Source organism: Curtobacterium sp. VKM Ac-2852 (assembly GCF_013205045.1).
In the GTDB taxonomy this organism is placed as follows: Bacteria; Actinomycetota; Actinomycetes; order Actinomycetales; family Microbacteriaceae; genus Curtobacterium; species Curtobacterium flaccumfaciens.
In genome coordinates this window covers 12662-38734 of the sequence record NZ_JABMLI010000001.1, presented here as the reverse complement: position 1 = coordinate 38734, position 26073 = coordinate 12662, and the positions used below count along the sequence as shown (strand labels likewise).

Annotated in this window: 30 protein-coding genes and 1 tRNA gene; 19 read left to right on the top strand and 12 right to left on the bottom strand. The window is 70.6% G+C overall.

The genetic code is table 11. The annotated features are described in order from the left end of the window. Positions 1 to 74: 74 nt before the first annotated feature. From HQQ79_RS00225 to HQQ79_RS00215, 3 genes are all read left to right on the top strand, one after another. On the top strand, positions 75 to 944 hold the full coding sequence (locus HQQ79_RS00225; RefSeq protein ID WP_173032104.1) for an alpha/beta hydrolase: 870 nt from the start codon (positions 75 to 77) through the stop codon (positions 942 to 944). A gap of 131 nt (positions 945 to 1075) precedes the next feature. After that, on the top strand, positions 1076 to 2125 hold the full coding sequence (locus HQQ79_RS00220) for a biotin/lipoate A/B protein ligase family protein (protein WP_027465073.1): 1050 nt from the start codon (positions 1076 to 1078) through the stop codon (positions 2123 to 2125). A 166-nt stretch (positions 2126 to 2291) separates the two neighbouring features. Beyond that, a complete protein-coding gene (locus HQQ79_RS00215; protein ID WP_051596634.1) occupies positions 2292 to 2621 on the top strand; it encodes a hypothetical protein in 330 nt (109 codons plus the stop codon). 37 nt (positions 2622 to 2658) lie between these two features. On the opposite strand, the gene HQQ79_RS00210 is transcribed toward HQQ79_RS00215, so the two are convergent. Next, positions 2659 to 2949, bottom strand: a complete 291-nt coding sequence (locus tag HQQ79_RS00210; RefSeq protein WP_111123834.1) for a GNAT family N-acetyltransferase — start codon at positions 2947 to 2949, stop codon at positions 2659 to 2661. Positions 2950 to 3079: 130 nt separating this feature from the next. Between HQQ79_RS00210 and HQQ79_RS00205 the strand changes: the two genes are divergently transcribed. Both HQQ79_RS00205 and HQQ79_RS00200 read left to right on the top strand, forming a co-directional pair. After that, the gene (locus HQQ79_RS00205; RefSeq protein ID WP_173032103.1) at positions 3080 to 3970 is read left to right on the top strand and encodes a site-specific DNA-methyltransferase; all 891 of its coding nucleotides are present in this window, start codon (positions 3080 to 3082) and stop codon (positions 3968 to 3970) included. 71 nt (positions 3971 to 4041) lie between these two features. Continuing rightward, complete coding sequence (locus HQQ79_RS00200) at positions 4042 to 4548, top strand: hypothetical protein (RefSeq protein ID WP_173032102.1); 507 nt, start codon at positions 4042 to 4044, stop codon at positions 4546 to 4548. A 154-nt stretch (positions 4549 to 4702) separates the two neighbouring features. Here HQQ79_RS00200 and HQQ79_RS00195 read toward each other — a convergent pair whose 3' ends face one another. Together HQQ79_RS00195 and pgm are read right to left on the bottom strand one after the other, a co-directional pair. Next, positions 4703 to 7162 (bottom strand): MDR family MFS transporter, encoded by a 2460-nt coding sequence (locus HQQ79_RS00195; protein WP_111056866.1) that lies wholly within the window; start codon positions 7160 to 7162, stop codon positions 4703 to 4705. Positions 7163 to 7385: 223 nt separating this feature from the next. After that, entirely contained in the window at positions 7386 to 9005 is a 1620-nt protein-coding gene (pgm, locus tag HQQ79_RS00190) for a phosphoglucomutase (alpha-D-glucose-1,6-bisphosphate-dependent) (protein WP_173032101.1), read from the bottom strand. A gap of 79 nt (positions 9006 to 9084) precedes the next feature. Between pgm and HQQ79_RS00185 the strand changes: the two genes are divergently transcribed. The 6 genes from HQQ79_RS00185 (at position 9085) to HQQ79_RS19020 (ending at position 13490) form a co-directional block, all read left to right on the top strand. Further along, the gene (locus HQQ79_RS00185; RefSeq protein ID WP_173032100.1) at positions 9085 to 9942 is read left to right on the top strand and encodes a DUF6177 family protein; all 858 of its coding nucleotides are present in this window, start codon (positions 9085 to 9087) and stop codon (positions 9940 to 9942) included. A gap of 43 nt (positions 9943 to 9985) precedes the next feature. Next, positions 9986 to 10348 (top strand): DUF6507 family protein, encoded by a 363-nt coding sequence (locus HQQ79_RS00180; RefSeq protein ID WP_173032099.1) that lies wholly within the window; start codon positions 9986 to 9988, stop codon positions 10346 to 10348. Then, a complete protein-coding gene (locus tag HQQ79_RS19025) occupies positions 10345 to 12096 on the top strand; it encodes an RNase A-like domain-containing protein (protein ID WP_173032098.1) in 1752 nt (583 codons plus the stop codon). The genes HQQ79_RS00180 and HQQ79_RS19025 overlap by 4 nt, the downstream gene beginning before the upstream one ends. A gap of 8 nt (positions 12097 to 12104) precedes the next feature. Then, entirely contained in the window at positions 12105 to 12443 is a 339-nt protein-coding gene (locus tag HQQ79_RS00170; RefSeq protein WP_173032097.1) for a contact-dependent growth inhibition system immunity protein, read from the top strand. Positions 12444 to 12746: 303 nt separating this feature from the next. Further along, positions 12747 to 13067 (top strand): contact-dependent growth inhibition system immunity protein, encoded by a 321-nt coding sequence (locus HQQ79_RS00165; protein WP_173032096.1) that lies wholly within the window; start codon positions 12747 to 12749, stop codon positions 13065 to 13067. A gap of 30 nt (positions 13068 to 13097) precedes the next feature. After that, positions 13098 to 13490: a contact-dependent growth inhibition system immunity protein gene (locus HQQ79_RS19020; RefSeq protein ID WP_173032095.1), complete on the top strand. Its 393-nt coding sequence runs from the start codon at positions 13098 to 13100 to the stop codon at positions 13488 to 13490. Positions 13491 to 13541: 51 nt separating this feature from the next. On the opposite strand, the gene HQQ79_RS00155 is transcribed toward HQQ79_RS19020, so the two are convergent. From HQQ79_RS00155 to HQQ79_RS00130, 6 genes are all read right to left on the bottom strand, one after another. Further along, positions 13542 to 13787 (bottom strand): hypothetical protein, encoded by a 246-nt coding sequence (locus tag HQQ79_RS00155; RefSeq protein ID WP_173032094.1) that lies wholly within the window; start codon positions 13785 to 13787, stop codon positions 13542 to 13544. A 124-nt stretch (positions 13788 to 13911) separates the two neighbouring features. Continuing rightward, complete coding sequence (locus tag HQQ79_RS00150) at positions 13912 to 14574, bottom strand: bifunctional 2-polyprenyl-6-hydroxyphenol methylase/3-demethylubiquinol 3-O-methyltransferase UbiG (protein ID WP_173032093.1); 663 nt, start codon at positions 14572 to 14574, stop codon at positions 13912 to 13914. Then, complete coding sequence (locus tag HQQ79_RS00145; RefSeq protein ID WP_173032092.1) at positions 14571 to 15242, bottom strand: DUF2064 domain-containing protein; 672 nt, start codon at positions 15240 to 15242, stop codon at positions 14571 to 14573. The genes HQQ79_RS00150 and HQQ79_RS00145 overlap by 4 nt, the downstream gene beginning before the upstream one ends. After that, positions 15239 to 15988 (bottom strand): glycosyltransferase family 2 protein, encoded by a 750-nt coding sequence (locus HQQ79_RS00140; protein WP_027465082.1) that lies wholly within the window; start codon positions 15986 to 15988, stop codon positions 15239 to 15241. The genes HQQ79_RS00145 and HQQ79_RS00140 overlap by 4 nt, the downstream gene beginning before the upstream one ends. 385 nt (positions 15989 to 16373) lie before the next feature. Continuing rightward, positions 16374 to 17444 carry an NAD(P)-dependent oxidoreductase gene (locus tag HQQ79_RS00135; RefSeq protein WP_173032091.1) on the bottom strand — a complete coding sequence of 357 codons (1071 nt, stop codon included), beginning with the start codon at positions 17442 to 17444 and terminating at the stop codon, positions 16374 to 16376. Further along, positions 17441 to 18343 carry an MTAP family purine nucleoside phosphorylase gene (locus tag HQQ79_RS00130; RefSeq protein ID WP_173032090.1) on the bottom strand — a complete coding sequence of 301 codons (903 nt, stop codon included), beginning with the start codon at positions 18341 to 18343 and terminating at the stop codon, positions 17441 to 17443. The genes HQQ79_RS00135 and HQQ79_RS00130 overlap by 4 nt, the downstream gene beginning before the upstream one ends. Positions 18344 to 18449: 106 nt before the next feature. Here HQQ79_RS00130 and glp point away from each other — a divergent pair, with 106 nt between their 5' ends. The 7 genes from glp to HQQ79_RS00095 all read left to right on the top strand — a co-directional run bounded on the left by glp (position 18450) and on the right by HQQ79_RS00095 (position 24264). After that, on the top strand, positions 18450 to 19682 hold the full coding sequence (glp, locus tag HQQ79_RS00125) for a gephyrin-like molybdotransferase Glp (RefSeq protein ID WP_367948016.1): 1233 nt from the start codon (positions 18450 to 18452) through the stop codon (positions 19680 to 19682). Continuing rightward, complete coding sequence (gene moaC, locus HQQ79_RS00120; protein ID WP_111056875.1) at positions 19679 to 20167, top strand: cyclic pyranopterin monophosphate synthase MoaC; 489 nt, start codon at positions 19679 to 19681, stop codon at positions 20165 to 20167. The genes glp and moaC overlap by 4 nt, the downstream gene beginning before the upstream one ends. Beyond that, on the top strand, positions 20164 to 20679 hold the full coding sequence (locus HQQ79_RS00115) for a molybdenum cofactor biosynthesis protein B (RefSeq protein ID WP_173032088.1): 516 nt from the start codon (positions 20164 to 20166) through the stop codon (positions 20677 to 20679). Before moaC ends, HQQ79_RS00115 begins: the two co-directional genes overlap by 4 nt. After that, on the top strand, positions 20676 to 21116 hold the full coding sequence (locus tag HQQ79_RS00110; protein ID WP_173032087.1) for a molybdenum cofactor biosynthesis protein MoaE: 441 nt from the start codon (positions 20676 to 20678) through the stop codon (positions 21114 to 21116). Before HQQ79_RS00115 ends, HQQ79_RS00110 begins: the two co-directional genes overlap by 4 nt. Positions 21117 to 21241: 125 nt before the next feature. Then, positions 21242 to 21790: a hypothetical protein gene (locus tag HQQ79_RS00105; protein WP_173032086.1), complete on the top strand. Its 549-nt coding sequence runs from the start codon at positions 21242 to 21244 to the stop codon at positions 21788 to 21790. Next, complete coding sequence (locus HQQ79_RS00100) at positions 21787 to 22185, top strand: PLDc N-terminal domain-containing protein (RefSeq protein WP_051596635.1); 399 nt, start codon at positions 21787 to 21789, stop codon at positions 22183 to 22185. Before HQQ79_RS00105 ends, HQQ79_RS00100 begins: the two co-directional genes overlap by 4 nt. 231 nt (positions 22186 to 22416) lie before the next feature. After that, positions 22417 to 24264, top strand: coding sequence for an ABC-F family ATP-binding cassette domain-containing protein (locus tag HQQ79_RS00095; protein WP_071248222.1), 1848 nt, complete (start codon positions 22417 to 22419; stop codon positions 24262 to 24264). A gap of 6 nt (positions 24265 to 24270) precedes the next feature. On the opposite strand, the gene HQQ79_RS00090 is transcribed toward HQQ79_RS00095, so the two are convergent. Together HQQ79_RS00090 and HQQ79_RS00085 are read right to left on the bottom strand one after the other, a co-directional pair. Next, a complete protein-coding gene (locus tag HQQ79_RS00090) occupies positions 24271 to 24747 on the bottom strand; it encodes a VOC family protein (protein ID WP_173032085.1) in 477 nt (158 codons plus the stop codon). Between the two features lie 47 nt (positions 24748 to 24794). After that, a complete protein-coding gene (locus tag HQQ79_RS00085; RefSeq protein ID WP_027465090.1) occupies positions 24795 to 25289 on the bottom strand; it encodes a MarR family winged helix-turn-helix transcriptional regulator in 495 nt (164 codons plus the stop codon). Between the two features lie 79 nt (positions 25290 to 25368). Between HQQ79_RS00085 and HQQ79_RS00080 the strand changes: the two genes are divergently transcribed. Next, positions 25369 to 25440: transfer RNA gene (locus HQQ79_RS00080), tRNA-Gln, on the top strand. A gap of 242 nt (positions 25441 to 25682) precedes the next feature. Here the strand turns inward: HQQ79_RS00080 and HQQ79_RS00075 are convergent. After that, entirely contained in the window at positions 25683 to 26054 is a 372-nt protein-coding gene (locus HQQ79_RS00075; protein WP_173032084.1) for a hypothetical protein, read from the bottom strand. Positions 26055 to 26073: the final 19 nt, after the last annotated feature.

Here is a 26073-nt window from a genome sequence, read left to right as displayed (position 1 = left end):
TGCGTGAACGCCGGGTGAACAGGTCCGGGATGGAGCGCGTCTGCGAGGATGGCAGTGTCTGAAAGGATGCGAGTGTGCCCACCTTCTCCGCCGCTCGCGGCGACGCCTCGTTCACCGACGCCCACGGCGTCGAGATCGTCTACTCGACCTGGCGTGCGGCACGGCCGAAGGGTGTTGTGCAGATCGCGCACGGGGTCGGGGAGCACGGGCTCCGGTACGAACCGCTCGCGCAGGACCTGGTGCGCGCCGGCTACACCGTGCACGCGAACGACCACCGCGGGCACGGACGCACCGGCTTGACCCAGTGGGACGGCGACCACGCCAAGCTCGGGCGGCTCGGCCCCGGCGGGCTGCGCGCGGCGATCGCCGCGGTGGAGCAGATGAGCGCGGTCGCGCGGGCCGACGAACCCGGGCTGCCGCTCGTGCTGCTCGGGCACTCGTGGGGGTCGCTCATGGCGCAGCGGATCGTGAACACCTCGTCGGACCGCTACGACGGCGTCGTCCTGTCCGCGAGTGCCTACCGGCTGCCCGGCTGGATGAACAGCGGCGACCTCAACGCCCGGCACGCGGGGTCGGGGCCCACCAAGTACGAGTGGCTCACCCGCGACCGCACGATCATCGACGCGATGGCGCTCGACCCCCTGGCGGTCGAGGCCGACGTCATCGGGCTGTTCGGACTCGCCGACACCCTCCGGCTGCTCGGGGTGCCGCGGCGGGGGATCCCGCACGACGTGCCGATGCTGCTGCAGGTCGGCTCCGACGACACCCTCGGGGGTCCGCGCTCCGTCGAACGTCTGGCGCAGGCGTACCGTCGACGCGGCCGGCTGTCCGACGTGACCGTGCAGGTGTACGAGGGCGCGCGGCACGAGGTCTACAACGAGACGAACCGCGCAGAGGTCATCGGCGACCTGGTCGCGTGGCTCGACCGGGTGACGGCGCGCTGACGGCGCTCGCCGCGTCCTGCGACGCGACCGGTGCCGGACTGGAGGCCCGTGGCGACGCCGCCACGGGCCTCCCGTCCGTCACCAGGCCGGCCCACTGCCGGGCAGTCGGCCGTCCGGAATAGGGTTGCGGCATGCACGGTGAGTACAAGGTCCCCGGAGGCAAGCTGGTCGTCGTCGACCTCGAGGTCGTCGACGGCACGATCCAGCAGTTCCGCCTGGCGGGTGACTTCTTCCTGGAACCCGACGACGCGCTGCCGCTCATCGACGCGGCCGTGAACGGGCTCCCCGCCACCACCGACGCCGCGGGCATCGCCGCAGCTGTGCGGGCGGCCCTGCCGACCGATGCGGTGCTGCTCGGCTTCACGCCCGAGTCCGTCGGCGTCGCGGTGCGCCGCGCGCTGTCGCGGGCCTCGACCTGGCGCGACCACGACTGGCAGATCGTGCACGAGGGGCCGATCAGCCCGAACGAGCACCTCGCGCTCGACCAGGTGCTGACCGAAGAGGTCGGTGCAGGCCGTCGCGGTCCCACGCTGCGCATCTGGGAGTGGGACCAGCCGGCCGTCGTGATCGGCTCGTTCCAGTCGCTCAAGAACGAGGTCGACCCCGCCGGCGCCGAGAAGTACGGCGTGCAGGTGGTCCGACGCATCTCCGGCGGCGGTGCCATGTTCATGGACGCCGGCGCCGTGATCTCGTACTCGCTCTACGTGCCGTCCGACCTGGTGCAGGGCATGACGTTCGCCGACTCGTACGCGTTCCTCGACGAATGGGTGATCGAGGCGCTCAAGTCGCTCGGCATCGAGGCGTACTACCAGCCGCTCAACGACATCACCTCGACCAAGGGCAAGATCGGCGGTGCCGCCCAGAAGCGCCTCGGCACCGGTTCGCTGCTGCACCACGCCACCATGAGTTACGACATGGACGGCGAGAAGATGGTGCAGGTGCTGCGCATCGGGCGCGAGAAGATGAGCGACAAGGGCACCACCAGCGCCGCGAAGCGCGTCGACCCGCTCCGCTCGCAGACGGGGCTGTCCCGCGCCGAGATCATCGAGCGGCTGATCGGCACCTTCACCCGCCTGTACGGGGCGACCGAGGGGCACGTGACCGAGGCCGAGCGCGAGCGGGCGCAGGAGCTGGTGCGGACGAAGTTCGCGACGAAGGAGTGGCTCGAGCGGGTGCCGTGAGCCCCGTTCCGATCGACGGTGGACGCGACGGCCGGAGCTGAGGGGGGACGTCCCGGCCGCCGCTTCCTCGAGTGTGCGCCTCGACCTCATGAACCAGACGTGTGGATGATGAGAATCCCCCGCGCGGCTGATCCGCTCGCCGCGCAGCCCACGTAGCGTCGCTGCCGTGAACTGGTTGATCTTCCTGGGGGCGGTGGCCGCCGTGGCCGTCGTGGTGTGGATCGCCGATCGCATGGGGTGGATCGACCTGTCGAACAAATCCCAGCGGAGCGGTGGATCCGGAGGCATGGTCGGGATGCTGGACGAGGTGTTCGCACCGACCCGGCACGAGACGCAAGCCGAGTACGAACGGCAGGCGCGCCTGCCGAAACAGGCCCCGTCACCGGCGGACGACGACCACGACCTGCTCAGCGGCAGCGTGCTCATCCGCGTGCCGACGGTGCGGAGCGCCGGGCGGCACGAGGCCCGCGTGGGGACGCACGACCGCTCGTACTGAGCGGACGGGCGCCGCGCTCGTCTGTGCGTCGCCCGCGTCAGCGCGTCGTGAGCTCCTGGTAGTCCGGGTGCCGCTCGATCCACGCGTGCACGTAGCTGCACTGCGCGACGACCCGGCGTGACGAACTCGCACGCACGTCGTCGAGGGCGTGCTGCACCAGGATCGACGCGTGCCCACCACCGCGGTGCTCGGGATCGACCTCGGTGTGCACGAAGCGGATCTCGTCGCCGTCGACCTCGTACGCCGCGAGGCCGATGACCTCGCCGTCCTCGATTAGGGAGTACTGCTGCTTGTCGGTGTCGTTGCGGACCTCGGGTGCTGCTGCCATGCACTCGACCGTACGCCGGGGCCTGGGCGTGCGGTGCGTGTTCGCTCGGTGCGGTGCGGTGCGGTGCGGTGCGGTGCGGTGCGGTGCGGTGCGCGTCGAGCGTGCTCGCTCGGTGCGCGACAATGGGTCCGTGCGCAGGGGAGACGACCGAGGCCCGGACCGCGTCGTCCTCGGCGACGCCCTCGACGTGGTCCCCGCCTACCCGGACGGGTCCTTCACGCTGGTGTACCTCGACCCGCCGTTCAACACCGGCCGGTACCAGCGCCGGCACGCGACGTCCGCCGTGCCGAAGGCCGACGGTCCCGTGATGGGATTCCACGGCCGGACCTACGAGCGGGTGCGCGGCGACCTGATGCGCTTCGACGACCGGTTCGAGGACTACTGGTCGTTCCTCGAGCCCCGACTCATCGAGGCCTGGCGGCTGCTCGCCGCCGACGGCACGCTGTACCTGCACCTCGACTACCGCGAGTCGCACTACGCCAAGGTGCTGCTCGACGCGCTGTTCGGCCGCGAGTCGTTCCTGAACGAGATCGTCTGGGCCTACGACTTCGGTGCCAAGTCCAAGACGCGCTGGCCCACCAAGCACGACACGATCCTGGTCTACGTGAAGGACCCGTCGCGGTACTGGTTCGACTCCGAGGCCGTCGACCGCGAGCCGTACATGGCGCCGGGTCTCGTCACCCCCGAGAAGCGCGAGCGCGGCAAGCTGCCCACCGACGTCTGGTGGCACACGATCGTCTCGCCGACCGGCCGAGAGAAGACCGGCTACCCCACGCAGAAGCCCGAGGGGGTGCTGCGGCGGATCGTGCAGGCGTCCTCACGCGAGGGGGACTGGGTGCTCGACTTCTTCGCGGGCAGCGGGACCACGGGCGCCGTGGCACAGGCGTTGGGGCGGCGGTACGTGCTGGTGGACGACAACCCGGCGGCGATCGACGTGATGCGGAAGCGGTTGCCGGGTGCGTCGTTCGAGGTGGCTGGAGCACCGGCGTCAGCGGCGGGGGACGCGGCGCCGGCGGTCTGAGGCGCGGCACCGAGAACGGCAACGGCTCCCTCGACCCGACGCCCCGACGACCCAACGGAGAACCGACACCGATGACCGACCTGAAGCAGTGGATCGCAGTCACCGTGACCGCGATCGCGATCGTCGGCACGACTGCCGGCTGTTCTGGAGGACAGACGGAGAACCGACCGACCCAGGAGCCGACCGATGCGGAGCGCAGCATCCAGCAGCTCGTCGACGACACGACCGATGCGCTCGGCGGGACGTGGACGGTCCAGGAAGGGCCGCGGCTCGGCACGTGTGAGGACGAGCGCGGCGTCGGTGAGGGTGTGAACTACACGTACATCAAGTCCCGTGCTGATCGCGGCGACGTCGAGCAGGGGATCCGGACGCTCGAGAAGCTGTGGGGCGAGCGCGGACTCGACACGAAGCGGTTCTCCGATGCCGACGCGTCCTACAGCGGCGTCGACGGCAGCGGGGACGGCGTGGCGAACATCGGGTTCCAGTCCTCTGACCTCGGTGGGGGCGACACGGTCAGCGGTACCTCGGCGTGCGCTGCCGGGGACTACGTCGAGATGCGCGAGCGAGAGCGCCCGTAGCCTCCGCACGGGATCGACGATGTCGATGTCGTACGACGTCGACGGTGTCGCCTCCGCGCGGCCGCAACACTTGCACGCGCGCAGATGCGACGAGGTCGCTGTCGTACGACAGCGACCTCGTCGTTCGGCATCAGCGAGCGAGCGCCCGCGCCGACTACTCCGCGGAGTGCCGCCCGTGCGCGTGCGCGTCGTCAGCGTCCGGCCGGGAGGCGCGGCTCGCCTCCGCCGCATCGGCTCCGGCCCCGTGGGCGTCCGGCTCCACGACCGGGGCGGCGTGGGCAGCCCGGGTCCGGATGGCACCGGTCGTCGTCGGGGGCTCGTCGACCGGCGCAGCCGCCGAGTGTGCACCGTGCGTCGTGGCGTTCGGCAGCGGCGCGCGGGTGTCGTCGACCCCGTGCGGCAGCACCGAGACGTCCGACGCCCCGGTGGCCCGGGCGGACCGGGGCTGCACGTCCGGCGACGTCGGCACGTCGGGCGAGGTCGGGACTTCGGCGGAGGACGACCCCGTCGGCACCGGGGCAGCTCCAGGTGCGGCGGCGGCAGCGGCTGCAGCGGCGCTCCCGTCCGACCCCGCACCGGCAGCCGTGCGTGCGGCATCGGCCTGCTCCTGCAGCGCCGAGGTCTTGCGGAGCGGCGGCACCCGGAAGAACCACGTCAGCACGAACGCGAGCAGGATCACCGCGAGGCCGACGTAGTAGACGCGGACGGCCGAGTCGCTGAACCCGACCAGGAACGGACGGCTGAGCCGGGGGTCCGCCCCGTTCAGGAACGACGTGTCGCTCGTCGCCGAGTCGGTGGACGAGCTCGCGGCCGAGTCGCCGCTCTTGAGCTGCTTGATGAGCGTCGGGGCGACCTGGTCGACGACGTTCTCCCGCTGCCCCTTGTCGGAGTAGTCGATCTGCAGCGTGCCGTCGACGACCGAGGCGTTCGCCTTCGTGGCCGCCGTCTCGAGCGCCTGCTGTTCGGCTGCGGGCTTGGCGTCGTCGACCTGCTGGGCGATGATCGTGTCCGCTGCTGCGGCCGGGACGGTCCCCGCGGCGACCTGCTGCTGCACCGCTGCCGTCACCTGCTTGGTCACGGCGGCGTCGGCGGCCTGCTTCGCCTGCGCGGTGCCCTGGTCGAGACCGTCCTGCACGTTCTTCTGCACCGGGTCGACGATCTTCGTCCAGATCTCGTCCATCACGCCCTGGTTCTTCGACGCGTTCGCGACCGAGGGCGTCATCGCGGCGTTGAGCGCGCTCTTCAGGTCGGACTCGTTCTGCATCGCGGCGCTGATGTTCGTCGGCATCAGGGTGAACAGCACGGAGAGCAGGACAGCGGTGCCCATCGTGCCGCCGATCTGGCGGAAGAACGTCGCGGCGCTCGTGGCGACGCCGATGTCCCGCGGTGACACCGAGTTCTGCGCGGCGAGGGTCAGCGTCTGCATGAGCTGTCCGAGTCCGAGCCCGATGCCGAACATGCCGAGCATCAGGAACCACAGGGGCCGGTCGGCGGTCAGGAACGTCAGGACCGTGAAGCCGATCGCCGTGAACGCCGTTCCGGTGATCGGGAAGACCTGGTAGTTGCCGGTCCGGGAGATGATCTGGCCGGAGGCGATCGACGAGATCATCAGGCCGAGCACCATCGGCAGCATGGCGAAGCCGGACTCGGTCGGGGTCACGCCCTTGACGATCTGCAGGTAGAGCGGGATCGTCAGCATCGCGCCGAACATGCCGAACCCGACGAGCACGGACAGGATCGCGGACATCGAGAACACCCGTGATCCGAAGAGCTTCATCGGCAGGATCGCGTCGTCGCCCATGGCACGCTCGACGATGATGAACGCGATCAGGCCGAGGGCGCCGATGGCGTAGCAGGCGAAGGCGGCGGGGGAGTCCCAGCCCCACTCGCGGCCCTGCTCGGCGATGAGCAGCAGCGGCACGAGCGTGACGATGACGAGCGTCGCACCCCACCAGTCGATGCGGGGCTTGCCCCGGTCGCCGAACTTCGGCAGGTGCAGGAACGTCAGCACCATGAACAGGGCGATGATGCCGATCGGCACGTTGATCAGGAACACCCAGCGCCAGCCGGCGATGAACAGCAGCTGGTCCGCGCCGGCGAAGACGCCGCCGACGAGCGGCCCGATGACGGACGAGATGCCGAAGACCGCCAGGAAGTAGCCCTGGTACTTCGCCCGCTCGCGTGGGGCGAGCATGTCGCCCATGATCGCCAGCGGCAGGGACATCAGACCACCGGCACCCAGGCCCTGCAGCGCGCGGAACCCGGCGAGCATGAGCATCGAGTCGGAGAACGACGCCGCGAACGAACCGACGATGAAGATGCCGATCGCGGTGATGAAGAGCGGCCGGCGACCGAAGATGTCGGAGAGCTTGCCGTAGATCGGGGTCGTCACCGTCGACGCGATGAGGTACCCGGTGGTGACCCAGGCCTGCTGGTCGAGTCCGTGCAGGTCGTCACCGATGGTGCGGATCGCGGTGCCGACGATCGTCTGGTCGAGGGCACCGAGGAACATGCCGGCCATCAGGCCGTAGATCACCAACAGGATCTGTCGGTGGTTCATCACGACGTTGGACGCCGTGGTGGGGGCCGCGGGGGCGGTCGCCGTCTGGGTCATGAGCAGGGTCTCCCGGGGTACCGATGCGCTGGCAGAACGATTTTTGCGCTGCCTGCAAAGTTACAACTGCCGCAAGTGCTCGGTCGCACCGAGACGGCTTCCTGAGTGGATCGGCAGTCACGGTACGCCCAGTGGGCCCCGGTGGCACACGGCCTGGAGGCCCGGCTCGGTTCCGGCGGACGGGCTGCGGTGTCCGACACCCGCAGCCCGTCCGTCGAGGGCGCTACGCGCCCAGGGCTGCGTCGACGATCTCCTTGGCCTCGCGCTGCACCTGCTCGAGGTGCTCCTGCCCGACGAAGCTCTCCGCGTAGATCTTGTAGACGTCCTCGGTGCCCGACGGGCGCGCGGCGAACCACGCCTTGTCGGTGACGACCTTCACGCCGCCGACGGCTGCGTCGTTGCCCGGGGCCTTCGACAGCTTCGCGGTGATCGGGTCACCGGCCAGGGTGTCCGCGGTGATGGCGTCGCCGTCGAGCTTGCCGAGGCGGGCCTTCTGCTCCTTCGAGGCCGCGGCGTCGACGCGCTGGTAGACCGGGGCACCGAAGCGTTCGGTCAGCTCCGCGTAGAGCTGCGACGGGGTCTTGCCGGTCACGGCGACCATCTCGGACGCCAGGAGCGCCAGGATGATGCCGTCCTTGTCGGTGGTCCACGCGGTGCCGTCGGTGCGCAGGAACGACGCACCCGCGGATTCCTCGCCGCCGAAGGCCACGGAGCCGTCGATCAGGCCGGGGACGAACCACTTGAAGCCGACCGGGACCTCCCACAGGCGACGGCCCAGTGACTCGGCGACGCGGTCGATGATGCTCGACGACACCAGGGTCTTGCCGATCGCGGCGTCGTCGCGCCACTCGGGCCGGTGCGCGTAGAGGTACTCGATCGCGACCGCGAGGTAGTGGTTCGGGTTCATCAGTCCGCCGTCGGGCGTGACGATGCCGTGCCGGTCGGAGTCGGCGTCGTTGCCGGTGAGCACGTCGAAGTCGTCCTTGCGGGCGAGCACCGAGGCCATCGCCGAGGGGCTCGACGGGTCCATCCGGATCTTGCCGTCCCAGTCGAGCGTCATGAACGCCCACGTGGGGTCGACCTCGGGGTTCACGACGGTCAGGTCGAGTCCGTAGTGGTCGCGGATGGCGTTCCAGTACGGCAGCGAGGCGCCACCGAGCGGGTCGGCACCGATCTTCACGCCGGCACGCTTGATCGCGGCGATGTCGATGATGTTCTCGAGGTCGGCGACGTACGTGTTCAGGAAGTCGTAGCGCTCGGGCTCGGCGTCCTCGGTGCGCTGCACCTCGGCGTTGCCGCCCTCGATGATCGCGTTCGCCCGGTTCGCGATCCAGCTCGTGGCGTCGCTGTCGGCGGGGCCACCGTGCGGCGGGTTGTACTTGAAGCCGCCGTCGCGGGGCGGGTTGTGGCTCGGCGTGATGACGATGCCGTCGGCCGTGTCCGGGGTGCCGGCGCGGTTGTAGCGGATGATCGCGTGGCTCAGCGCGGGCGTCGGCACGAAGCCGTCCTGGCTGTCGGCGAGCACCCGCACGCCGTTGGCGGCGAGGACCTGCAGAGCGGTCTGCTCGGCGGGGGCCGAGAGCGCGTGGGTGTCGCGGCCGATGAAGAGCGGCCCGTCGGTGCCCTGGTCGCGGCGGTACTCCACGATCGCCTGCGTGATGGCGGCGATGTGGGTGTCGTTGAAGGCGGTGTCGAGCGACGACCCCCGGTGTCCGGACGTGCCGAACACGACCTTCTGCTCGGGGACCGAGACGTCGGGCACTCGGTCGTGGTAGGCGGCGAGGAGCTCGTCGATGTCGACGAGGTCGTCTGCGGTCGCTGGGGTGCCGGCGCGGTCGTTCATGCGTCCATCCTGGCACCGCGGTCCCTCGGACGTTCCCGTCGTATCCGACAGGTCGGCGAACGGCAGTAGGCTCGCGCGAATGGGGGAGACGATCCGCGCGGACGCGGCGCTGCTCGACGCTGTGCGAGCGGGCGACGGAGCGACGCTGCACACCGCGGTCGGTGCCGAGGTCTCCTGGGCAGCGCTGCACCTGCTCGCGGAGCACGCGTTCGTCTGGGCGCCCGAGCGCCCGGACTGTGCTGCCCATGGCCCGGTCGGGACGCGACTGCATGTCGACCTCACCGTCGAGCACGCCGCCCGACCCGGGATCGTGCTCGGTACGACTCCGGCGCGGTTCCTCGCGAGGGCACTCGACGTCGACGTCGCGTACTCCCTTGCCGAGGGGCCACCGCCGCTCGAGCCGACCCGGCTGACCGCCATGGCGGAGCACCGGTCCCCGCGAACGGCCACCTTCGTGGCCACCGGGAGCGGGGAATCGGTGGTCGGCGGTGTGCTGACGGTGGAGCGCGGTCAGCGCTCCGTCTTCGAGACGCTCCGCTGCATGGTCGCGGTACCGACCGATCTCGGCCCGACCGACGGATTTCGGGCGCTGCGTGACGGACTGGAGGCGGGCCTCCAGTCCGTCACGCAGGGCGGCCACCCGCAGTCGGCCCAGTTCTCCACCAGCCGCGGCCGGGTCGACGGAGTCGTCGACACGGCGATCGCGGGGCCGCCAGTGCCGCTCGGGGTGTTCTCCGGTGCGCACGCCGCACACGCCAGCGGCTTGCTCGCCCGCCGATCCGAGTTCGGCGGACACCTCGTCGGCCCCGCGCACGCACCCGGACTCGTGATCTGGTTCCACGGAACCGAACGCGATCGATGGGCCGCCGCGGCCGGACTCGGTCGGCGCATCGGCGATTACCGAGCAGATGCAATGCATCCCGGGGACTTGCAGTGACGCCGTCGAACCGGCGACGATGGCACGCGTACGGGGGAGAACGATGAGTACACAAGCGTGGAAGATCGACTTGGCCGGCGTGCAGTCGGTGCTGCTCGACGTCAGCGGATCCGTGAACGGCACCGCCAGCGCGCTGCAGTCGGTGCAGGGCGGAGTCGCTGAGGTCGCCGGTGGTGCCGGCGACGTGGTGAACGAAGCGCTCGGTGCGTTCCTGACGAAGACGCAGGACGACGTCGACCAGGTGACCTACCGCCTGATCGGTGGTGTGCAGGGCGTCACGAACGCCGTCGACGCCTACCGGGCGGGCGACCTCGACATGGCCGCGAACGCCCAGCGTGCTGGCGTGACCCTGGCGGACACCCACGATGTCTCGTTCTTCGTCCGGACGGCGGAGCGTCGGCAGTGAGTGGCGTCGCGTACGGCGACCACGGTCTCGTCGACCCGGCGGGCATTCCCGGTGCAGATCTGGACCTGGTTGCAGTGTCAACCGGCGCCGACAGCATCAAGACCGGCGGCACCTCGATGAAGACCGTGGCCGACGACCTGCCGTCAAAGTGGCAGAAGCTGTCCGGGGTGTACGAATCGCCGGAGTCCGATCAGGTGTTCGCGCTGATGGACCCGGTGACCGACGACGTCCACACCATCGGCGAGATCGCCCGGAAGGTCGCCGCAGCGCTGGAGACGTACGCCAGTACGGCCGCCGGGCCGAAGAAGCAGCTGGACGACCTGCGAAAGGAAGCGGAAGCCTTCGTCGCGCGGGTCGAGAACGGCGTTCCTCGATTCGAGTCCGCGTTTACGCCCAAGCCCGAGGCTCCGGTCTCGGGGTCGTGGAACGGCTACCAGCCTGATGATCCCAAGCCGCAGTCGAAGACGGTGCCGTGGTACGAGGACATCGTGACGCGGCACGAGAACGACCAGCTGATCCAGCGCATCAACGAGCAGGTGGCGCTGCTCCAAGCTGCTCAAGCGGACTGTGCCCTCGCGATCAAGAAGGCGTCGGGAGCCTCGGTCAAGCAGGCTTTCACCGCGCCGTCCGAGAGCGACCTCAACGCGCGCGGTGTCGACCTGCCGTGGTCGCGTGTCGGTACCGCAAAGGGGAAGAGCTGGGCTGAACAGTTCGAGGAGGGCTTCACCGACGACATCCTGAAGTCCTTGAGCGGAGCCCTGCACCTAGGGGGATGGGACAACAGCGGTGACTGGAGCTGGGGCAACCTCGGCTCAGCGTGGAAGGGCGTCGGCGAGGGGACGGTCGCGTTCAGCCTCATGGTGAACCCGATGTCCTGGCTCGATGCTGCGCTGCACCCCGAGGGGAAGTCCGGGCAGACACTCGGCGCGATGGGCGACGCTGCTCAGGACTGGTGGAAGGATGCGAAGGAGAACCCGGGGATCGCGACAGGCGCAGCGGCATCGGCGGTGGGGACGAGCTTCCTCGGGCCCGAGGGATGGGCCGGGCGGGCGGGTCGTGCGGAGGAGCTCGCATCGGGGCTGGGGAAGCTCGGGGCGCGGGACTTGTCGAAGTCCGTCGAGGAGTGGTCGGCGCGCGGAGTCGCTCGAGAGCATCTCGACGAACTCGCTCGGCGCTTCGACGAGAGCTTCGCTGAGTGGTCGCGTCATCACGAAGTTGGTGGGAATCCTCTGGACGACGCTGCCTTCAAGCAGATGTGGGCTGACAAGGTCGAGGCGTACCAGCTCGCGCACCCGGAGTTCGATCGGCACGGTGTCGAGTCGCGTTGGTTCACCGATCAGGGTGGGATCAAGGGAGTCGATCAAGCCGGAGGGCACGTCGAGTCTCGACACCTCAGAACCGGCCGGGAGGGCAGTGATTTCGATGAAGAGCTCCGATCCCGCTTTGACGAGAAGCGCCCGAGCAGTGCGTACACGGTGGATCGCAGCACAGTCGATGAGGTCATCGCAAAAACACTCGATTACAATCACGAGGCGATTTTGCGGTGGATCGAGAACGTTCGCGACGGTCGCGTTGCCAACATTCCGAAGAGTTTTGAGTGGCCCAGTGGGAATACCCTCGGCCGGGGTTTTGACCCCGAGCTCTCGGGGAATCGCATGTACAACGGGAAGACGGTTCTGATAGCGATTAAATACGATCCCTCTGGCCCCCCGTACTATAAAATTCGTTCCTCCTACCCGATTCCTTGAGGATGGAAATGGACATCAAAGCCGTGAAGGCCCGAACGCCACTGATCTCTTCTATCTTGAGTGGAGCCTTTCACCAAGACTGGCAAGATGATTGGGATTCTGCCGAGGACGTTTGGCGAGCCGCAATCGATCAGGCGCCCCTGCAGCAGGTATCGCAGCTTGACGCTGACTCTGCAGTACTTGTTGAACACCTGCATACTGACGCCGACGTACTGCAATTTATTTCCGTGAATTACTCCGGGTTCTCTCCGAAGCTCGATGTCAACCAGGAGCCCAGCGAGTGGCTCCAAGCTCTCCGGGCGCGCGTGCAGGCGCGAATGGACCGGATTGAAGGTCGGCCTCGATGACCGGCGGTGGCTGCAGAGCGTCGGCGAGCGGCACCAGCGTCACCTTCCACCAGCGAGAGTGGACCAGACGGAGGGGGGTACGGAGTCTCAGGTGGACGCGCTCCTGAATGAGAACCGCAAGCCAATCAGCGACGGCTTGCGAGTGAGCGGTTCACGGTCGACCGCTCGCGAACGGTTGTTAGGCTCGCGTCCCTGGGGTCGCGGTCTGCGCGGACGTGGCGCGGCTCGACCCCGTGCGCGCGGCTCGCAGCGCAGCGCAGCGCTGTGCTTGCTTGCGGCCTCCCCGCCGATCGAGGAGTAGTGGTGAACCACTTGGGACCTTCGCTTCAGTACCCCGCATTCGACTCGTTGATGGGGGGTGCGTTCAACCAGGACTGGAGGGACGAATGGCCTTCGGTCGATCACGTCCTGGCTGAAGCCCTGGATGACTTCCCGGCAACGAGGAATGCACTGTTGCCCGAGCTTCTCGAGATCCGGGCGAATTGCACCGAAGCCGACGTGGTCGACCGGTTGAGTTCGATGGGAAGTGGTTTTCGACCGGAGGTCGATGCGAATGTAAGCGCTCTCGGTTGGGTCGACTCCCTCATCCGACGCATCTCCGGACCGGACGCGGCGGATGCATGACCGCTGGCCGCTGAGTCCGACCCGAGTGTGATGGAGGGGCTGGTCTCGGAGTATCGAACTGAACTGCGGGAGTACCCGCTGGTCCGAGATCTCCTCGGCGCGGTCTTCGACCAAGACTGGCGAGAGCGCTGCAACGGTGTCGAAAACGTCTGTGAGGACCTTCTCGACGACGAGCCTCACCACCTGCGGTGGGCCCGCGTGGAGCCGATCGAAGCGTTCCTCGCGACTCGATCGGAAACTGAGGCCGACGAGGTGATCCGTGCGAGTGAGACCGGCGTCGGCCCACGCGCTGATGCAGGAATGAGCGGCCGAGGGGGCTGCTGGCTGCGTCGCATCGTTGGCGTCGGTAGACAGCGGAACGATGATTTCGCCAGGAAGGTCGCGGGTCGTGCACGAAGCGAGCGGCCGCCCCACCCGGGTTGAGGGGGGACCCCCGGGGTGGACGACCGCTCGCGGTCTGTGGAGGCAGGTGCCTCAGGCGGTGCGGAACGAACCCGTCGCCGTGCGGAACGAGCCGGTCACGGTGCGCGTCGAGGACGTCGCGGTGCCGGGACGGCGGAACTGCGTGTCGACGAAGCGGCCGGGTGCTCGGCCGATGCCGGTGCCGGTGTAGCTGCCGACCGGGCTGCGGGTCGCGTCGCCCGTGAAGGCACCGAGCTCGGCGCGGGTCTCGAGGCCGGTCACGTAGGCGCCGCCCAGGGGGTTCTGACGGTTCTGCATGGGTGCTCCTCGTCGTCGTGCCGAGGTCCGCAGGTCACCGAGCCGGCGACCGCGACGCCGTCGGCTGGATGACCATCACTCTACGCGCTTGTCTTGCATGGTGCAAAACAAGCGCGTGTCGGTCTCAGGCGAGCAGCTCGCAGAAGTTCCGGCCCTCGTCCGTCCAGCTCTGCCGCGGGACCATCCCGGCGTCCGCCGCGTGCCGGTGCAGGGCGTCGAGGCCGACCTCGGCCCACGGGAACCCGGCGCTCTCGTTGCCGTCGGCGTCCACCACCCGCGCGGTGTAGACGCGGTCGGCCGCGGCTTCGGGGTTCGTCTCGACGATGACCCGGCCGCCGGCTCGTACGATCTCGCGGCAGCGGGCGAGCAGGGCCGTCGGGTCGCCACCGATGCCGATGTTGCCGTCGATCACCAGCGCGGTGTCCCAGTGACCCTCGTCGGGCACGGCGTCGAACACGGAACCCTGCAGGGCGGTGCCGCCGGCGCGCTGCGCGATGGCCACGGCCTCGGCGGAGACGTCCACGCCGAGTGCCGGGATGCCCAGGGACCGTGCGGCGACGAGCATCCTGCCCGGACCACAGCCGATGTCGATGACCCCGCCGTCGACGTCGTCGAGGAGCGAGCGGTCGACGCGGTCGGCGGCGGCGCTCCAACGGCCGACGTCCATCGTGGTGACGGCGTCGGGGCGGTCGGCATCGGTCAGGCGCAGGTGGCCGTCGGTGCGCAGGGCACGGGCGTACGGTTCGCCGCCGCCGGCGCCGAACGAGACGGGTGCGTGCATGGTCATCGGGTGCTCCCCACGGTCTCGGCACGGAGTGCCCGGGTGAAGTCGGAGTCGGGTGCGAGGTCGGCGACCCGCTCGGCGTCCGGGATCGTGTCGACGTCGAGCAGCTCCCCGAGCACGCCCACGTCGAGTCCGGCGTCGGTGAGGCGTGCGAGCTGCACGGCTCCGGTGTCGTCGCGCGACATCGGGACGCCGCGCAGCAGGTCGCCGGTGGGCTGTCGCAGGTACAGCGACCAGAAGCCGCCGTCCTCGGCCGGGCCGAACCAGGCGTCGCGGGCGGCGTCGTCGAACACCGGTGCGAGGTCCGCGGTGGACACCTGCGGGGTGTCCATGCCGACGAGCAACAGCGGACCGTCGACGGCGTCGAACAGGAACCCGAGGCGCTCGTCCAGGCCGCCACCGGGCTGGTGCAGCACCTCGAACCCCTCGGCCGACGCGGGCACGACGTCGCCGTCGAAGAACAGGACCCGGCGGGCCGCGGGCAGTGCGCGGACGGTCGCCAGGGTGTCGGCGAGGCTCGCGGACGCGACGCGTGCGGCGCCCTCGGGGGAGAGCGCCGGCGTCAGCCGGGTCTTCACCTTGCCGGGCAGGCACTCCTTCGCCACGACGGCGACCGTCACGTCGGCGCGCGCAGCGTCGCTGGCGTGGACGTGGGTGGGGTCGGCGGTCACGAGCGGGCCTCCTCGACCACGGGGGTGGACTCCGCCGCCTGGCGGAGCGGCCCCGGTGCGACGACCCGGACACGGGCCTCCCGGCGGTACGCACGGAGCAGACGGGACATGTCCCGCACCGCGTTGATCGTGCCGCGGAGCGTTCCGGTGACCTTGCTGTCGCCGATGCGCTGCGCGTACCCGATGTCGGACTCGTCGACGCGCCAGCCGGCGGCGTGCGCGGCCAGGACCATCTCGAGCGGGTAGCCGCTGCGGCGGTCGCGCAGGTCGAGGGAGACGAGGTCCTCGCGGCGCATCACACGCATCGGGCCGAGGTCGCGCAGGCGGTAGCCGGTCGCGCGGTGCATGAGGACGGCGAGGACGCGGTTCGCGAAGCGCGCGTGCGGGGCCCACGCGCCGCGGCCGGTCGGGACGCGACGGCCGAGTGCCAGGTCGACGCGGCCACTGGCCACGCGGTCGACCAGGGGCGGGAGCTCGGCCGGGTCCATCGAGGCATCGGCGTCGCAGAACGCGACGAAGTCGGCGGTCGCCGCGGCGACCCCGGCGGCGCAGGCCGAACCGAACCCCTTGACGGGTTCCGTCACCACCAGGGCACCGTGGGCGCGGGCGACGTCGGCCGATCCGTCGGTCGATCCGTTGTCGACGACGATGGCCCGGTAGCCCGTGGGGAGACGCGCGATGACCTTCGGCAGGGCGTCCGCCTCGTCGAGGCACGGCAGGATCACGTCGACAGTCATGTCCGTCATTCGGTGCGGTCGGTCGGATCGACGGGTCTGTCCTGGCATGCACTCGACACAACACGACGACGCGCTGCGGGGTACAGGAAACTGCCGGGTCCTGGTCGTTCAGCGCGCTCGGCGCGCGTCCGGTCCCCAGAACGGGGGACAGGGTGCGCGGGTGGGTTCGCGAGTGGGTGTCGCAAGACGCCGTCGTGTCGTCGAGACGCCGCCGAATATGGCGGCGTCTCGCGCACCCGGGGGCGTGGTGCCGACACGACGGCGTCCTGCGCGGCCGTGGGGGCGGGTGCTGCGGACGGGAGGCACGGGGCGGGGCCGTCACGGGCCTCCCGTCCGGTGGCTGGCCGTGCTCTCAGGCGTCGCTCGCGCCCACCGGCCCGCTCACGCGTTCCGGCTAGCGGACGGCGCTGCGGAGCGGTGCCGTCGCGAAGTCGCGCATGCCGGCCTCGAAGTCGACCTCGGCGTGCCAGCCGAGCTCGGCTGCGATGCGTGCCGAACTCGCGGTGACGTGGCGGACGTCGCCCAGACGGTACTCGCCCGTGACGACCGGCTGCGGGCCGTCGGGTCCGGCGATCGCGGCGGCCATGTCGCCGATGGTGTGCACGGTGCCGGAGCCGACGTTGTACGCGCGGAACGTGTCCGACGGAAGTTCGGCGGTCGCCGCGATGGAGGCGGCGTTCGCGCCGGCGACGTCGTCGACGTGCACGAAGTCGCGTCGCTGGGCGCCGTCCTCGAAGACCCGGGGTGCCTCGCCGCGGGCCAGGGCCGAGCGGAACAGGGACGCGACACCGGCGTAGGGGGTGTTCGCCGGCATGCCCGGTCCGTAGACGTTGTGGTACCGGAGCGCGATCGCGCGGCCGCCCGTGGCACGGGCCCAACTGGAGGCGAGGTGCTCCTGCGCGACCTTCGTCTGCGCGTACACGTTGCGGGGGTCGAGCGCGGCGGACTCGTCGATCAGGCCGGGCAGCAGGGGCTGACCGTCGGGGCCGATGGGGTCGAAGCGGCCGGCGTCGAGGTCCTCGCGGCGGCGGGCCGGCGGACGGGTCGGCTCGCCGGAGGCGGTGGTGTACGCGCCCTCGCCGTAGACGACCATCGAGCTGGCGACGACGAGCCGGCCGATGTCGTGCCGGTCCATGCCGGCGAGGACGTGGGCGGTGCCGGCGTCGTTCGACGAGACGTAGTCGGGGGCGTCCTGGAAGTCCACGCCGAGGCCGACCTTGGCGGCCTGGTGGCACACGACGTCGATGCCGTCGAGGGCAGCGTCGAGGGCGACCCGGTCGCGGACGTCGCCGTGCACGAACGCGATGCCCTGCTGCTGGTGGGCGCGGACGACCTCGGCGGGGTCACCGTGCACGTCGTCGCGCAGGGAGTCGAGGACGCGGACCTCGTGGCCGTCGGCCAGGGCGCGGCGGACGATCGCGGAGCCGATGAAGCCGGCGCCGCCGGTGACGAGGAGGCGGGTCATGCGGTGGCGCCCGTGGGCTGGGCCTGCATGATGCTGGCGCTCGCGCTGGTCGGGACGAGTTCGCGCGGGGTGAAGTCGGCGGGGATGGCGGCGACGATCTGGCCGATGGCGCGGACGATGACCTCGTTGGCGCGGGCGAGGCGTTCCATGACGAGGGCGTGGGTGACGACGGCACCGGCGTCGTCGACGTCGGGACCGCTGGCGGCGACTGCGGATGCGGCGGCAGCTGCGGCCTCGTCCTCGGTCGGGGCCAGTCCTGCGTCGGCGTCGGTGACGAACGACAGGTTCACCGTAGCGATGCCGAGTTCGGCGGCCAGTGGGACCTCGGGTGTCATCGTCATGTTGATGGTGTGGCCGCCGGCCTGGCGGAGCCAGACGGACTCGGCGCGGGTGGAGAACCGGGGACCCTGGATGACGACGCAGGTGCCGGTCGGACGGAACGGCACGTCGAGCCCGGCGACGGCGTCGATCGCCGCGCGGCGGAGCGTCGGGTCGAACGGGTCGGCGAAGGACAGGTGCTGCACGTCGTCCTCGAAGAACGTGTCGGCGCGGCCCCAGGTGCGGTCGATGAGCTGGTCCGTCACGACGAAGGTGCCCGGGGCGTAGTCGGGGTGCAGGCCGCCCACGGCACTCGAGGACACGATCGCGCGGACGCCGAGCGAACGGAGCGCCCAGACGTTCGCACGGTGGTTGATGCGGTGCGGGGCGACGGAGTGCTCACGGCCGTGGCGGGTCAGGAACGCGACCCGTCGTCCGGCCATCGTGCCGATGCTGATCGGGCTCGACGTCGGGCCGAACGGGGTCGGGACGTCGAGCTCGTCGGCGGTGCCCTCCTCGAACAGCTGGTAGAGGCCGGAGCCTCCGATGACACCGATCGTCACGGCTTCGTCGTTCTCCACAGGTCCTCCGGTTGGTCGTCGGCGCGGGCTGCGCGCTGGATACGCTACTGACGGCGCCACCGGGCGAACCGGGAACGGCGCCACCAACCCCTGTTCGGAGGCACCTGTGCGAACGATCGGTCAGCACCGCGACGACTTGGCGGCGTTGCTCGCGCCGGTGGTGGCGGGCCTCGGAGCAGAAGAACTGCCCATCGACGAGCTCGCTGGTGCCGGGTTCGGGGCCGGGTTCGCACACCGCGTGCTCGCGGCCGCCGTCCTGTCGCCCGTTCCGCTGCCGCCGTTCGACAACAGCCAGATGGACGGGTTCGCGGTGCGGGTCGCCGAGGCCGGGCAGCAGGTCCGGGTCGTCGAACCGATCCCCGCCGGCGTGGTGCCCGAACCGCTCGAGCCCGGCACGGCCGCGCCGATCATGACCGGTGCACGGATCCCGACCGGTGCCGACGCGGTGTTCCCGGTCGAGGCGACCGAGCCCGGCGCGTTCCCGGCGGCGCTCGAGCTGCCCCGGGTGACCGTGCCCGCTGACCTGACCGCCGGCACGTTCGTGCGAGTCACCGGCAGCGACCTGCCCGCCGGTGCCGAGCTCGCTCCGGCCGGTTCCGCGGTCACGCCGGCGCTGCTCGGGGCCCTGGCTGCTGCGGGGGTGACGACCGTGTCGGTGCGCCGACCGCTGCGGGTCCTCGTCGTCTCGACCGGCTCGGAGCTGCAGGGCGCCGACACGGACGCGGCGACCATCGGCGACGCCAACGGCATCGCGCTCCGGGCCGCCCTTGCCCAGGTCGGTGCGGACTCGCGGGCCGTCCGGGTGCCCGACGACGTCGTTGCCTTCGACCGGGCGCTCGATGCAGCCGTGGGGGACTGGGCCGACCTCGTGCTGACCACCGGGGGCATCAGCGCCGGGGCGTACGAGGTCGTCCGACAGGCGCTCGAACCACGCGGGCTCGCGGTGACGCCGGTCGCGATGCAACCCGGTGGGCCGCAGGCGTTCGGCAGCGTCGTGTTCGGAGACGGTCGCGCCGTACCGGTCGTGTCCTTCCCCGGCAACCCGGTCTCGGCGCTCGTCTCGTTCGAGGTGTTCCTGCGCCCCCTGCTCGCCGCCGCCGTCGGACTCACGCCGGACCGCCCCACGCAGGTCCTGCCGGCGGCGTCCGCTGCCGGCTCACCCGTCGGCAAGCACCAGGTCCGTCGCGGCCGGGTGCAGGACGGGGCCGTGCACTTCGTCGGTGGGCCGAGTTCGCACCTGCTCGTGCACTACGCCGCCGCCACCCACCTGGTACACGTCCCCGTGGGGGTCGACACCGTCGAGGTCGGCGACCCCCTGACCGTCTGGAGCCTCCGATGACCGACCCGTCCGCCTCCGACCAGCTGTCGCACGTCCGTGCCGACGGCAGCGCGCACATGGTCGACGTCTCCGCGAAGGACGTCACCGACCGGTCGGCCACCGCCACCGCCACCGTCGTCACCCGTCCCGACGTCGTCGCACGCATCCTCGACGGCTCGCTGCCCAAGGGCGAGGTCGTCGGCACCGCCCGGATCGCCGCGATCATGGCGGTGAAGAAGACCTCCGACCTGATCCCGCTGTGTCACCCGCTGCCGATCGCCGGCGTGCAGGTCGACATCACCGGTACCGACGACCGCGTGCTGATCGAGGTGTCGGTCCGCACGACCTCGCGCACCGGCGTCGAGATGGAAGCCCTGACCGGGGCGAGCGTCGCCGCCCTGACGGTGTACGACATGGTGAAGGCCGTCGACCGAGCGGCCGTGATCACGGACGTGCGCGTGCTCGAGAAGCACGGCGGGCGCTCCGGGGACTGGAGCAACCGATGACCGCCGAGCCGACCAGGGGCCGGGCCGCCGCCGTCGTCGTGGTGTCCACGCAGGCCGCCGCCGACCCCGCACTCGACCGCACCGGACCCGTCATCGTCGACTGGCTGCGCGACCGCGGGTTCACGACGAGCGACCCGATCATCGTCCCCGACGGCGGCGCGATCACCGAGACCGTCACCGCCGAACTCCTGGCCAACGCACGTGTCGTGATCACCACCGGCGGCACCGGGGTCACCCCGACCGACCGGACCCCCGAGGCGGTGGCGGGGCTGATCGACCTCGAACTGCCCGGCATCACCGAGGAGATCCGTCGACGCGGGCTCGCGGGTGCCGGCCCCACCGCGCTGCTCACCCGCGGCGTCGCCGGGGTCACGAACGCCGGTTGCCTGCTCGTCACCCTGCCCGGGTCGCGCGGCGGGGTGTCCGACGGGCTCGCCGTGCTCGACGGTGTGCTCGACCACGTCGTCGCCCAGGTGCACGGCGAGGGCCACCCCCCGCGGAGCGCCTCGTGAGCAGCACCGAGGCCGCCGCACGGGTCGTGCTGGCCGACGTCGTCGACCGCGACGTCAGCGTCGACGAGGTCGCAGCCGTGGTGGCCACCGAGCAGGACGGCGCCGTGGTCACCTTCGCCGGCATCGTCCGAGACCACGACGGTGGCAAGGGCGTCACGGCGCTCGACTACGAGCGGCACCCCAGCGCCGGCGACGTCATCACCGAGGTCGCCCGGACCATCGCCGAGGACCACCACGACGTCCGGATCGCCGTGCTGCACCGCGTCGGGGCGCTCGGCATCGGGGACGTCGCGCTCGCCGCAGCGGTGTCGTCGTCGCACCGGGCGCAGGCGTTCGCCGCGTGCGGTGCGCTGGTCGACCTGGTGAAGGAGCGCGTGCCGATCTGGAAGCACCAGCGCTTCACCGACGGGACGGACGAGTGGGTCGCGGCGCTGTGACGGAGGCGCAACCGACGAACGCCGAACCGACGGGAGTGGACCTCAGGTGGGCCGAGTCCGAGGAACGCGCTCGCGCCGTCTCGGCGCAGTCCCCCGGTCCTGTCCTCCAGGTCCGTTGGTTCGTCATGGCGATCGTGCTGGTGTTGGTGGTGCTCGGCGTCGGGGCGAGCGTCCTGCCCGCCGGCTCCGATGCGCGCTTCGCACTCTCGGCCGTGGTCGCGGCAGTGGGCTTCGTGGCTGGTATCAGTGAGGCCGTCCAGGTCGGTATCCGCCGGAGACGGAACGGCGTGGGTGCTCGTCCTGTGCTGGTGCTCGCGCCGTTGCAGCAACGCGAGCAGCGCGCGGTGACCGCGGCTGCGACCGGGCGGCGCGCTGCCCCCGCCGACCGGCTGGCGATCGTGCGGGCTCGAGCCGTCGAACTCGCCGACGGCGCCGGGCTCCAGCTGACCGCGGGGCTCGTCGTCGTGTGGGCGGCGGTCACGTCCTCCGGCGTCACACTCTGGCCCGTCTACCTGGCGGGCGGCATCGCCGCCGCGGGGCAGTTCGCATGGACGGCACGGTCCGCGGTGCTCGCCCGCCGGTACCTCGACGCCCACCCTGTGCACCTTCGCAACCGGGACGCTCGTTCGGGGCATGGTGAGACTCCAAGCGGATCCATAGAATCGCGAACATGAGCGTCTTGCTGCCCGGGATCACCGTCATCCTGCTGGTCTTCGCCCTGATCGACATCCTGACGAAGACGGATGACCAGATCCGCGGCCTGCCGAAGATCGCGTGGGTGATCCTCGTGATCCTGGTCCCCGTCGTCGGCAGCATCGTCTGGTTCGCCATCGGCCACGACTGGGCTCCGGGCGAACGGAACCACGGTCGTTACATCGAGCCCACCCGCCACGAGGACCGGTACGCCACCCTCGGCGACGCCCGCAGTGCGCACGGCGCCAAGCGTGTCACCGGTACCGAGCAGGAGCTCGCCGAGCTCGAGCGCGAGATCGAGTACTGGGAGGCGCAGGCCCGCCTGAAGCGTGCCAAGGAGGCCGCGGGCGAAGGTGACGCGGCCCCCGCGAGCTGATCCGGGCCTCCAGGCCGACGCACCGACGAGCGGAGCACCACCTCGCCGTCGCACCGTGCGCGGTCTGTCGGCTGGTGCGAGGCTGCGCGCTCCGTGTGCCGCAACAGGCTCACACCGAGCGGGCAACCTCGCACCACTCGAACAAGCGCGCACCGTGCGACCAGAGCTGGCCGAACACCCGAACCACCCGCCCCGCACCCACCACCCCGCCGTGCCACCTACCCTTGACGGGTGGCACATCTCCTCGGCGCCGAGAACCTGCATCTCGAGTTCCCCACCAAGGTCGTCTTCGACAACGTCACCCTCGGCATCGACGAGGGTGACCGGATCGGCGTCGTCGGCCGGAACGGCGACGGCAAGTCGACCCTCCTCGCACTGCTGTCCCAGCGCCTCGAGCCGGACGGCGGCCGCGTCACGCACCGGCGCGGGCTGACCATCGGCTACCTGGACCAGCGCGACATCCTGCCCGAGGGCGCGACCGTCGGCAGCACCGTCGTCGGCGACCTCGAGGAGCACGAGTGGGCCGGTGACCCGAAGATCCGCGACATCATCGGCGGTCTGGTCTCGGACATCCCGTGGGATGTCAGCGTCGACGAGTTGTCCGGTGGGCAGCGTCGCCGTGTGGCACTCGCGCGGCTGCTGGTCGGCGACTGGGACGTCCTGTTCCTGGACGAGCCGACCAACCACCTGGACGTCGAGGGCATCGAGTGGCTCGCCGGGCACATCAACCGCCGCTGGTCGTCGAACCAGGGCGGCATGGTCGTCGTGACGCACGACCGGTGGTTCCTCGACGCGGTGTCGACCGACACGTGGGAGGTCCACGACGGCGTCGTCGACCCCTTCGAAGGTGGCTACGCCGCGTACATCCTGCAGCGCGTCGAGCGTGACCGGCAGGCCGCCACGATCGAGCAGCGCCGCCAGAACCTGGCCCGCAAGGAGCTCGCGTGGCTCCGCCGCGGCGCCCCGGCCCGCACGAGCAAGCCGAAGTTCCGCATCGACGCGGCGAACGCCCTGATCGACGACGTCCCGCCGATCCGCGACACCGTCGCGCTGTCCCGGACGGCGACCGCGCGCCTCGGCAAGGACGTCGTCGACCTGCTCGACGTGAGCGTCTCGTTCGACGGCACGCAGATCCTCGACCGCATCGAGTGGCGCATCGCACCGGGGGAGCGGACCGGCATCCTCGGCCCGAACGGCGCCGGCAAGTCCACGCTGCTCAACCTGGTCTCGGGTCGGCTGCAGCCGACCAGCGGGCGGGTGAAGACCGGCAAGACCGTCCAGGTCGCGGTGCTCGACCAGCAGCTTGCCGACCTGCAGCAGTTCGCCGACGACCGCGTGCGCGAGGTGGTGGCCCGCAAGAAGACGAGCTACGTCGCCGACGGCAAGGAGATGACGCCGTCGCAGCTGCTCGAGCGGCTCGGCTTCACCTCGGAGCAACTCTCCACGCCGGTCAAGGACCTGTCCGGTGGGCAGAAGCGGCGCCTGCAGCTCATGCTCATCCTGCTCGACGAGCCGAACGTGCTCATCCTCGACGAGCCCACCAACGACCTCGACACCGACATGCTCGCCGCCATGGAGGACCTGCTCGACACCTGGCCCGGCACCCTGCTGGTCGTCAGCCACGACCGGTACCTGCTCGAGCGCGTCACCGACCAGCAGTACGCCGTGCTCGGCGGGCACCTGCGCCACCTGCCCGGCGGCGTCGACGAGTACATGCGTCTGCGCGAGGCCGGAACCGGTGGCGGGACCGCCTCTGCGGCTGCCGCCGCGTCTGCCGGGAGGCCCGACACCGTCGGCGGGACCGGATCGGCCGGTGCCGTGGCCGGGTCCAAGGCCGCTGGTGCGTCGGCCCTGTCGGGAGCGGACCGGCGGACGGCCGAGAAGGAGATGTCGGCGCTCGACCGGAAGATCGCGAAGGTCGGCGCGGACCGCAAGAAGCTGCTCGACCAGTTCGCGACGCACGACCAGTCCGACTACGCCGGACTCGGCGAACTGCAGGCGAAGCTCGGTGCGCTCGAGGCCGAGGTCGAGCAGCTCGAGGAGCGCTGGCTCGAGGTCGCGGAGCTGCTCGGGGTCTGAGCCGGTCTACTCGACGGACGCGGGGTCGACCGCGTCCTGGCTGCTGTCCGCCGGCGTGGCGTCCTCGGGGGCCCCACCACCGGGGTTCGCCACGACCTCCCACAGGTGCCCGTCCGGGTCCTGGAAGAAGCCGGACCACATGCCCCACGGGCGTGTGTAGGGCGGTTCGAGCATCGTGGCACCCGCTGCCTGCGCCCGCTCGAGGAACGCCTCCGCCTCGGCCTGACTGCCCGTGAAGTGCCCGATCGTGCTGCTCGGCGCCGTGGCCAGCTGCACGCCGGAGTCCTTCGCCATGTCGTCACGGCCGTAGACGCTGATGATCAGCCCGTCGTCGAGGGTGAACATCGCCGTGGTGCCGCCGGCCTGCGTCTCGGTGGCCGGGTACTCGGTGCCGATGACGCCGCTGCCCTCGATGCCGAGCAGGGCGCGGTAGAACTCGGCCGATCGAGCGACGTCGGCGACGGCGAGGGTGATGGCGTGCATGCGGCGCACGCTACGCCGGGGCCGCTCGGCCCGTGTCACGCTGTCGGTCAGTCCCCGAGGCCCAGGATGAGTCGGCGGAGCAGCCCGGCCAACTGGCCCTGCTCGTCGGCGGAGACCCCGGACAGGATGTCCCGCTCGGCGGCCAGCAGGTCCGCGATCGCCGCGTCCACCGCCACCCGGCCCTTGCCCGTCAGCGAGACGAGGATGCCGCGGCCGTCCTTCGGGTCGGTCCGTCGTCCCACGAAGCCGCGGGCCGCCAGGCGGTCCACCCGGTTCGTCATCGTGCCGCTCGACACCAGGGTCTGCTGCAGCAGGGTCTTCGGGCTCAGCTCGTAGGGCTCACCCGCCCGCCGCAGGGCCGACAGGACGTCGAACTCCCACGGTTCCATGTCGCTCGCGTCGAAGGCCGTCCGCCGGGCGCGATCTAGGTGCCGGGCGAGCCGGTCCACGCGGGACAGCACCTCGAGCGGGCCGAAGTCGAGGTCGGCGCGCTCACGACCCCACGCCGCGACGATGCGATCGACCTCGTCCTCATGCGGCATCCCTCCATCTTGGCCGAACCCGGAGCGGACAGCCAGCCTCGTCGGTCGTGGGAGGATGGAGGAGCACCTCCGGGTGCGTTCCGCCTTGGTGTAATGGCAGCACGACGGCCTTTGGTGCCGTTAGGTCCGGGTTCGAATCCTGGAGGCGGAGCGGGGACCGATTGGCCGATCGACGGAATCGGTTCGGTCGATTCGTTCCGATGCGCCGCCGACGTGCTCAGACTTCCTGTGGTGCCTTCAGCACTGACCGACTGGGGGCTGTTCAGTTCGGAGCGGGCACGGTCAGGCCGCCGTGGGTATGTCCAGCTGTACGGTCGTGACCTCGATACGGATCGCCGCCTGCTGCCTCGCCGCGAGGTTCGCGCGACTGATGGAGCTTGCCGAGTAACTCGATCACTCCGCCGAGGAGCGCGGGCGAGCGCTCATCTCATGGGCGTGCGCGTCTGCTTCGGTCTTGTAGATCTCGCCCCATGCGATGCTCGCGGGCATGGCATGGACATGCAGGTCGGCGTCAAACAGGCTGATCTGCACGAAGTGCGGGAAGGCCGGGAACGTCCAGAGGTCTTCGTCCTCGAACCGACTCCAGAGCAACAACTCTCCGACGCCGAGCGGGTGGCCGAGTTCCTGACCGTTCAACGGCGGATCGCAGCTCACCATCAGCGCATGGTGACCGTTCGGCAGCTCGATCGGTCGTTCCACCCTGCACCGGAAGACGGACGAGAACCGCTTGCTGTCCATGGACGAGAGGAAGAAGACTTCCAGCATTTCAGAACTCCGGGGTTGG